The organism is Polaromonas sp. (assembly GCF_010365105.1).
In the GTDB taxonomy this organism is placed as follows: Bacteria; Pseudomonadota; Gammaproteobacteria; order Burkholderiales; family Burkholderiaceae_C; genus Polaromonas.
In genome coordinates this window covers 1-8,720 of the sequence record NZ_JAAFGZ010000065.1, presented here as the reverse complement: position 1 = coordinate 8,720, position 8,720 = coordinate 1, and the positions used below count along the sequence as shown (strand labels likewise).

The window sequence follows — 8,720 nt, the reverse complement described above, 5'->3', positions numbered from 1 at the left end:
TGATGGCGACGATCTCGATGTCGCTGAAGTTCTGAACGGCGGCGCGCAACACGTTGCGGCCAATGCGGCCGAAGCCGTTGATACCCATCTTGATGGTCATGACAGTGGAATTTTCTTGAAATAGTGATAAAAAGTGGCTATAGCGCATGCTGGACGGGCGCAAGCAGCTATTTATTCAATAGCGCCGAGCAGTCGGCAATCACCCGGTCGGGCGCGCTGGCCTCGATCGGCTGGCCCCTGTTGTAGCCGTAGGGCAGCGCCCAGACATCGATGCCGGCGTTACGCGCCGTGGCCACGTCAATCGACGAATCGCCGACAAACAGCACCCGGTGCGGCGGCACGCCGAAGGCCTTGATGCAGCTTTCAATGCCTGCCGGGTCGGGCTTTTTGGTCGGCAGCGTGTCGCCGCTGACCACCCGGTCGAGCAAGGGCGTGAGCTGGTGCGCGGCCAGCACGGTGGCGGTGTAGCGGCCTTCCTTGTTGGTGACCACGGCCAGCTTCACGCCGCGCTCGCGCAGGGCAGTCAAGGTTTCGCGCACCTGCGGGTAGAGCCGGCTGCGCGTGCCGCAGCGGCGCTGGTAATTCAGGTCGAACTCGGCGGCAATCATGGGCAGGGTGTCGCTGGCGCGCACGGCGGCCACATCAACGGCGCCGCTGAAGGCCAGCGCCTGGATCAGCAGCTCGCGCGTACCGTGGCCGATCCAGTCGTTGACCTGCTGCTGCGTCACTTCGGGCAGGTCAAAGCGGCGCAGCGTGTCGTTCACGGCATCGGCAATCTCGGGGGCGGTTTCGACCAGCGTGCCGTCGAGGTCGAAAAGGATCAAGAGGTAGGGTTGGCGCATGGTGAGGCTCCTGTTCAGTGAATCGACGTGATGACCGAATTGGGCAGGTTCGTCAGCTCGGTCCATGCCGCCTGATGGCGCTGCGCCAGTGCGCGCACGGCCTCGACCACGCGCTGGGCGGTGATGCCGAAATGCGCGTACAGCGCCGGCGCCGGGGCCGATTCGCCAAAACCGGCCATACCGATCACCGCGCCAGTGCGGCCCACGTACTTGCGCCAGAAGTCCGGCTGCGCCGCCTCTATCGCCACCGTGGGCAGCGCCAGCGGCAGCACCACGTCCTGGTAAGCCGCAGGCTGGCGGTCAAAAATGCTGGTGCAGGGCATGGACACGACGCGGGTGGCGATGCCCTCTTCGGCCAGCAGCGCCTGCGCCTGCAGGGCCAGCGTCAGCTCTGAGCCGGTGGAAACAATCACCGCCTGCGCGCCTTTCATGTCCGACAGCACATAACCGCCCCGGCGAATGGCGGCGGTCATGCTGCCCTCCGTCAGGCGCGGCAGGTTCTGGCGCGACAGGCACAGCGCGCTCGGGCCGTCGTGGCGTTCGATGGCGCTGGCCCAGGCGACGGCGGTTTCCAGCCCGTCAGCGGGGCGCCACACGTCCAGACCGGGAATCAGGCGCAAGCTGGGAATGTGCTCGACGCTCTGGTGCGTCGGGCCGTCTTCGCCCAGGCCGATGGAGTCGTGGGTGAAGACGTGAATCACGCGCAGCTTCATCAGCGCGGCCATGCGGATGGCGTTGCGCGAGTAATCGCTAAACGTCAAGAACGTGCCGCCGTAGGGAATGAAGCCACCGTGCAGCGCCATGCCGTTCATGATCGCGGCCATGCCGAACTCGCGCACGCCGTAGCTCAGGTGGTTGCCCCACTGGTCGCGGCCAGCCTTCACGCAGCCCTTGAAGTTGGTCAGGTTCGAGCCGGTCAAATCCGCGCTGCCGCCGAAGAACTCGGGCAGCAGCGGCGCCAGCGCATCGAGCGCGTTCTGGCTGGATTTGCGTGTGGCCAGCGCGTCGGGCCGGGCGGCAATGGCGGCCAGCAGCGCGGGAAGCTCCTCGTCAAAGGCGGGCAGCAAGTCGCCGGCCATGCGGCGCTCGAACTCGGCGGCTTCCTTCGGGTACGCGCTGCGGTAGGCCTCGAAACGCTCGCGCCAGGCGCGCTCGGCGCTCTGGCCGCGCGCCACGGCGTTCCAGGCGTTGGCTATTTTCTCGGGAATCTCGAACGGCGCGGCAGTCCAGCCCAGCGCTGCGCGGGTGGCGGCGACTTCAGCTGCGCCCAGCGCCGCACCGTGTACGTCGTGCGTACCGGCCTTGTGCGGCGAACCCATACCGATCACGGTCTTGCAGCAAATCAGCGTTGGCTTGCCATCGGGCAGCACCGCCTGCGCTTTGGCGGCGCGAATCGCGGCATCGACGGCGGCGGCGTCGTGCCCATCGACGGCGGGAATCACGTTCCAGCCGTAAGCCTCGAAGCGTTTGGGCGTGTCGTCGGTGAACCAGCCCTCGACATGGCCGTCAATCGAGATGCCGTTGTCGTCGTACAGCGCGACCAGTTTGGACAGGCGCAGCGTGCCGGCCAGCGAACAGGCTTCGTGGCTGATGCCTTCCATCAGGCAGCCGTCGCCCATGAAGGCATAGGTGAAATGATCGACGATGCGGTGCGGCACGCCGTCGGCGTCACGGTTGAACTCGGCGGCCAGCAGCTTTTCCGCCAGCGCCATGCCGACCGCGTTCGCCAGCCCCTGGCCGAGCGGGCCGGTGGTGGTTTCCACGCCCGGCGTGACGCCAACTTCGGGGTGGCCGGGGGTTTTGCTGTGCAACTGGCGAAAGCGCTGGAGTTCGGCCATCGGCAGGTCGTATCTCGTCAGGTGCAAAAGCGCGTAAATCAGCATCGAGCCGTGGCCGTTGCTCAGCACAAAGCGGTCGCGGTCCGGCCAGTGCGGATTGGCCGGGTTGTGGCTCAGGTGCCGGTTCCACAGCACTTCGGCGATGTCGGCCATGCCCATGGGCGCGCCGGGGTGGCCGGACTGGGCTTTTTCAACCGCATCGACGGCGAGCATGCGGATGGCGTTGGCCATCTGGCGGGCAAGTTCGGGGGTGGGGGATTGGTTCATGGTGCGTGTCTCCTTGACGTGTTCAGTTCAGGCCCAGCGCCCGCTTGCGGCGCTCCATCATTCGCCAGACAAAGGGCGTGAAGATCAGCTGCATGGCGAGTTCCATCTTGCCGCCGGGCACGACGATGGTGTTGGCCCGGCTCATGAAGCTGGCGTCGATCATGCTGAGCAGATACTGAAAATCGATGCCCTTGGGCTTGGCAAAGCGGATCACCACCATGCTTTCGTCGGCGGAGGGAATGTCGCGGGCGATGAAGGGGTTGGAGGTATCGACCATCGGCACGCGCTGGAAGTTGACATGCGTGTGCATGAAAGATGTAGTTCACGTAGTCGGGCATGCGGCGCAGGATGGTGTCGGTCACCGCCTCGGTGCTGTAGCCGCGCTTGGACTTGTCGCGCCAGAGCTTTTGAATCCACTCCAGGTTGATGACCGGCACCACGCCGATGAGCAGGTCCGGGTGGCGGGCAATGTTGACCTCCGGCGTGACCACCGCGCCGTGCAGGCCTTCGTAGAACAGCAGGTCGGTGCCTTCGGGCACGCTTTCCCACGGCGTGAAGGTGCCCGGTTCCTGGCCGTAGGGCGCGGCTTCCTCGGGGTCGTGCAGGTACTTGCGGCGCTGGCCTGTGCCGCTTTCGGCGTAGTCGGCAAACAGCGTTTCGAGTTCGGCGAACAGGTTGTTCTCGGGGCCGAAGTGGCTGAAGTTGTTGTCGCCCGCCTGTTCGGCTTCGAGCGCCTTGCGCTTCATGGCCGTGCGGTCGTGGCGGTGAAAGCTGTCGCCCTCGATGATGGCGGCGTTGATGCCTTCGCGGCGAAAGATGTTCTCAAAGGTGCGCGTCACCGACGTGGTGCCCGCACCGGACGAGCCGGTGATGGCAATGATGGGGTTGCGTTCAGACATGGAGCGTCTCCAAAAGTTAAAAATTGGGTTAAATCAGCCTCTGGCGCACGACTGACGGGCGCAAACAGCTATCAAATCAGTAGTGGTCTAGACCCGCTTCAGACCCGGAACAGGCTGCGCTCGGCAAACAGCGGGTTGTTCAGTTCGACCCTGATGGGTTCGGCGTGGTAGCGCTCGATACGCTCGACCTCGTTTTTTGAGCCGAACACCAGGCCGATGCGCTGGTGCAGCCCCGTGGGCTGCACGCCCAGCATTGGGACGATGCCGGTGCTGGCGCGGCCCCCGGCCTGCTCCATGATGAAGCCGATCGGGTTGGCCTCGTAGAGCAGGCGCAGGCGGCCCGGCTTGGCGGCGTCCTTGCTGTCGCGCGGGTACAAAAACACGCCGCCGCGCATCAAAATGCGGTGCGCCTCGGCCACCATGGAGGCAATCCAGCGCATGTTGAAGTCCTTGCCGCGCGGCCCGGTCTTGCCGGCCAGGCATTCATCCACGTAGCGCTTGACCGGCGGCTCCCAGAAACGGCTGTTGGACGCGTTGATGGCAAATTCCTGCGTGTCGGCGGGCACCTGCAAATGCGGATGGGTGAGCATGAACTCGCCCAGGTTCGGGTCCAGCGTGAAGCCCACCGCGCCGTTCCCCACCGAAAGCACCAGCATGGTGGTCGGGCCGTACAGCGCGTAGCCTGCGGCCACCTGCTCGGTGCCGGGCTGGAAAAAGTCGGCCTCGACCACGTCGCGGCCACTGTCTGCCACCGCCTGCGGGGCGCGCAGGATGGAAAAGATGCTGCCCACCGAGACGTTCACGTCAATGTTGCTCGAACCATCGAGCGGGTCGAACACCAGCAGGTATTTGCCGCGTGGGTGCTCGCCCGGAATCTGGTAGGGCGCATCCATTTCTTCCGACGCCATGCCCGCCAGATGACCGCCCCATTCGTTCATCACGGTGAAATACCGGTTGCTGATGACATCGAGCTTTTTCTGCGTTTCGCCCTGCACGTTGACCGCGCCGCCGGCATCGGCATCGTGGTTGCCCAGCATGCCGCCGAGTTCGCCGAAAGCCACGGCGCGGGCAATCGCCTTGCAGGCCAGCGCCACGTCGAGGATCAGGGCGTTGAAGTCGCCGCTGGCGCCTGGAAAGCGGCGCCGCTCCTGGATCAGGTACTGCGTGAGCGTGAAGCGTTTGTTCAAGGGCATGGTGAAGTCTCCTGGAGGGTTAAAGTTTTTATATCGTTTCAGGCGGTGCGGGCGGCGCGGCGCAGCGCGTCCATCACGCTTCGGTAGCCGCCGTCGGCGTCCGGGTTGCCGAACACCGCGCTGCCCGCCACGCAGGTGTCAGCTCCGGCGGCGACGATCTCGCCGATGTTGCCGGTCTTGACGCCGCCATCGACCTCCAGCCAGATCGGCTGGCCGCCGGCCAGCGTGTGTACCTGGATGCGGCGGCGCGCCTCGCGCAGCTTGGCGAGCGTGGCCGGTATGAAGGACTGCCCGCCAAAGCCGGGATTCACGCTCATCAGCAGCACGATGTCGAGCCGCTCCATCACATGCGTCATCCAGTCCAGCGGCGTGGCCGGGTTCAGGGCGAGGCCGGCCTTGCAGCCGTGGTCGCGGATCAGTTGCAGCGTGCGGTCCACATGGCGGCTGGCTTCGGGGTGAAAGGTGATGAGGTTCGCGCCCGCCTTGGCAAACAGCGGAATCAAGGCATCGACCGGCTCAACCATCAGATGCACGTCGATGCCGATCTTGACGTGCGGGCGAATCGCTTCGCAGACCAGCGGGCCGATGGTGAGGTTGGGCACGTAGTGGTTGTCCATCACGTCGAAATGCACCAGGTCGGCGCCAGCGGCCTCGATGGCGCGTACCTCCTCGCCCAGGCGGGCAAAGTCGGCAGACAAAATGGACGGTGCAAGGCGGAGGATGTGGGTCATGGCGTTCTCGGGGGCTTAGGAAAGTTGGCGCGCTGATGCGGCATGCCAGTCGCGCAGCCGGTCCAGCGTGACGCCTTGCAAGTCGGGCAAGATGCGCAGCGCACCGCTGAAATCGTGGTGGGCGGTGAAGCCGTTGGGCGTGACCAGCGTGGCCAGCCCGGCGGCCCGGGCTGCTCTCAGGCCGTTGGAAGAATCCTCGAACGCCAGGCAGGCGGCAGCAGGCACGTCCAGCCGACGCAGGGTTTGCAGATACACCTGCGGATGCGGCTTTTTGAGCGGTGCGGTCGAGGCGTCCTCGATCACCATGAAATACTGCGTCCAGTCCGGGCCGATGGCGCGGCGCAGCAAAGCGGCAATGTTGACCGGCGAGGTTGTGGTGGCAATGGCCAGCCGCAGTTTGGCCTGGCTGGCCGCGTCGATCAGCCGCAGCACGCCGGGGCGCAGCAGCACGGCGCCATCCTGCACGGCGCGCTCGTAAGCGGCGGTTTTGAGTTCATGCAGGCGGTTGATCGTGTCCTGCACGCCGCTGCCGAGGTCCAGCAGGTCCGGCTGCACCTGCCGCCAGTGGTGCAGCATGCGCTCCTTGCCGCCTGAAATCTCCAGCAGCCGGGTGTACCGCGCCTCGTCCCAGTGCCAGTCCATGCCGAGTTCGGCAAACGCCTGGTTGAACGCGGCGCGGTGCGCGCTTTCGGTGTCGGCCAGCGTGCCATCAACATCAAAAATCAGGGCTTGAAGGGAACTTGCAGACATCGGGTTCTTTCAACGGTTGGGCGGGATTCTGCGCATCTCGGCGTCAGGGTGGATTTACTTTAATGAGTCCAACCCATAAACTCTAATCATGTTTTATTAACGTTTCATCAGAAAAAACTGATTACTTAACGAGTCCACGCCATGCGCCCCTACACCCTCAAGCAGATGCAAACCTTTGTCGAGGTCGCCCGCCAGCGCTCAGTGTCCAAGGCCGCCGAACGCCTGTTCGTCACCCAACCCGCCGTGTCGATGCAGATACGCCAGCTCGAAGACGCCTTCGGCCTGCCGCTGATCGAGCCGCTGGGGCGCAATATCCAGCTGACGCATGCCGGCGAAGATTTTTTGATTCACGCGATGGCTGCGCTGGGCCAGTTCAAAGACCTCGAAGCGCTGATGGCCGAACATGTCGGCACGAAAAAAGGCCGCATCGACCTGGCCGTGGTCAGCACGGCCAAGTATTTCGTGCCCATGCTGCTGGTGCGCTTCCGAAAGCTGCACCCCGGCATCGACATCCAGCTGCGCATCGACAACCGCGAAAACATCCTGGGCATGATGGCGCGCTACGAGGCCGATCTGGTGGTGATGGGCCGCGCGCCCGACCACATGGACTGCGAAGCCACGGCGTTTGCCACGAATCCGCTGAGCATCGTCGCCGCGCCCGACCATGTGCTGGTGCGCCGCAAGTCGCTGCCGTTTTCGGCGCTGGGCGAGCACGGCTTTGTGGTGCGCGAACAGGGTTCGGGCACCCGTGCGGCGATGGAGCGGCTGTTTGCCGAGCACCAGACGCCGCTTAACGTGGTGATGGAAATGCCCAGCAACGAAACCATCAAGCAGGCCGTGATGGCGGGCATGGGCCTGAGTTTTCTCTCGCGCCGCACCATGCGCCACGAACTGGCCAACGGCTATATCGCGCTGGTCGATATTGAGGGCACGCCGCTGATGGGCAACTGGTACGTGACGCACCTGAGCGCCAAAAAGCTCTCGCCCGCCGCACGGGCGTTCAAGGAATTCTTGATCGAGCAGGGCGGGGCGCTGATGGATTCATGGAGCTAAATCATCAGAAAAAACTGATTTAACAAGAAATATATTTGAATTTTCTTGATGAATGGTCCTGCCTATAGTCGGTTGCATCGCCCCAACCACCGGAGACTTTGCATGGACCAATCCAACCGCTACGCTGACCTGAGCCTCAAGGAAAGCGACCTGATCACCCAGGGCCGCCACATTCTGGTGGCCTACAAGATGAAGCCCAAAACCGGCCACGGCTACCTCGAAGCCGCCGCCCACTTTGCCGCCGAGTCGTCCACCGGCACCAATGTCGAAGTCTCGACCACCGACGAATTCACCAAGGGCGTCGATGCGCTGGTCTATCTGATCGACGAAGCCACCGAGGAGATGCGGATTGCCTACCCGCTGGAGCTGTTCGACCGCAACATCCTAGATGGCCGCATGATGATCGTGTCTTTCCTGACGCTGGTGATTGGCAACAACCAGGGCATGGGCGACATCGAGCATGCCAAGATTTACGACTTTTTCATGCCGCCGCGCGCCATTCAGCTGTTTGACGGCCCGGCCAAGGATATTTCCGACCTGTGGCGCGTGCTGGGCCGCCCGGTCAAAGACGGCGGCTACATTGCGGGCACCATCATCAAGCCCAAGCTGGGCCTGCGCCCCGAGCCGTTCGCCCAGGCGGCTTACCAGTTCTGGCTGGGCGGCGACTTCATCAAGAACGACGAGCCGCAGGGCAACCAGACCTTTGCGCCCATGAACAAGGTCATGCCGCTGGTCTATGACGCCATGAAGCGGGCGATGGACGAAACCGGCGAGGCCAAAATCTTCTCGGCCAACATCACCGCCGACGACCACTACGAAATGCTGGCGCGCGGGGAATACATCCTGCGCACCTTCGGCCCCGATGCCGACAAGGTGGCTTTTCTGGTCGATGGCTATGTGGGCGGGCCGGGCATGATCACCACCGCGCGCCGGACGTTTCCGAACCAGTACCTGCATTACCACCGCGCCGGGCACGGGGCCGTCACCAGCCCCAGCGCCAAACGCGGCTACGACGCCTACGTGCTGGCCAAAATGAGCCGCCTGCAGGGCGCGTCGGGCATCCACGTCGGCACCATGGGCTACGGCAAGATGGAAGGCAGCAACGACGACCGCGCCATTGCCTACATCATCGAGCGCGACAGCTACA

8 protein-coding genes and 1 pseudogene are annotated in these 8,720 nt (G+C 64.2%); 2 read left to right on the top strand and 7 right to left on the bottom strand.

Annotated elements, in window-relative coordinates:
• From GZ092_RS21120 to GZ092_RS21090, 7 genes and pseudogenes are all read right to left on the bottom strand, one after another.
• Positions 1–100: glyceraldehyde 3-phosphate dehydrogenase NAD-binding domain-containing protein (locus tag GZ092_RS21120; protein ID WP_293636480.1), on the bottom strand; the 100-nt coding region annotated here is incomplete at its 3' end.
• A 67-nt stretch (positions 101–167) separates the two neighbouring features.
• Positions 168–842 (bottom strand): HAD-IA family hydrolase, encoded by a 675-nt coding sequence (locus GZ092_RS21115; RefSeq protein ID WP_293639292.1) that lies wholly within the window; start codon positions 840–842, stop codon positions 168–170.
• A gap of 14 nt (positions 843–856) precedes the next feature.
• Entirely contained in the window at positions 857–2,947 is a 2,091-nt protein-coding gene (gene tkt / locus GZ092_RS21110; RefSeq protein WP_293639290.1) for a transketolase, read from the bottom strand.
• A gap of 22 nt (positions 2,948–2,969) precedes the next feature.
• A pseudogene (locus GZ092_RS21105) lies at positions 2,970–3,846 on the bottom strand (phosphoribulokinase).
• Positions 3,847–3,944: 98 nt separating this feature from the next.
• A complete protein-coding gene (locus GZ092_RS21100; RefSeq protein WP_293639288.1) occupies positions 3,945–5,039 on the bottom strand; it encodes a class 1 fructose-bisphosphatase in 1,095 nt (364 codons plus the stop codon).
• 38 nt (positions 5,040–5,077) lie between these two features.
• The gene (gene rpe, locus GZ092_RS21095) at positions 5,078–5,770 is read right to left on the bottom strand and encodes a ribulose-phosphate 3-epimerase (protein ID WP_293639286.1); all 693 of its coding nucleotides are present in this window, start codon (positions 5,768–5,770) and stop codon (positions 5,078–5,080) included.
• Between the two features lie 15 nt (positions 5,771–5,785).
• On the bottom strand, positions 5,786–6,520 hold the full coding sequence (locus GZ092_RS21090; RefSeq protein ID WP_293639285.1) for an HAD-IA family hydrolase: 735 nt from the start codon (positions 6,518–6,520) through the stop codon (positions 5,786–5,788).
• A 141-nt stretch (positions 6,521–6,661) separates the two neighbouring features.
• Between GZ092_RS21090 and GZ092_RS21085 the strand changes: the two genes are divergently transcribed.
• Positions 6,662–7,573: a LysR family transcriptional regulator gene (locus tag GZ092_RS21085; protein ID WP_293639284.1), complete on the top strand. Its 912-nt coding sequence runs from the start codon at positions 6,662–6,664 to the stop codon at positions 7,571–7,573.
• A 102-nt stretch (positions 7,574–7,675) separates the two neighbouring features.
• A partial coding sequence (locus GZ092_RS21080; RefSeq protein ID WP_293639283.1) for a ribulose-bisphosphate carboxylase occupies positions 7,676–8,720 on the top strand: 1,045 nt, incomplete at its 3' end.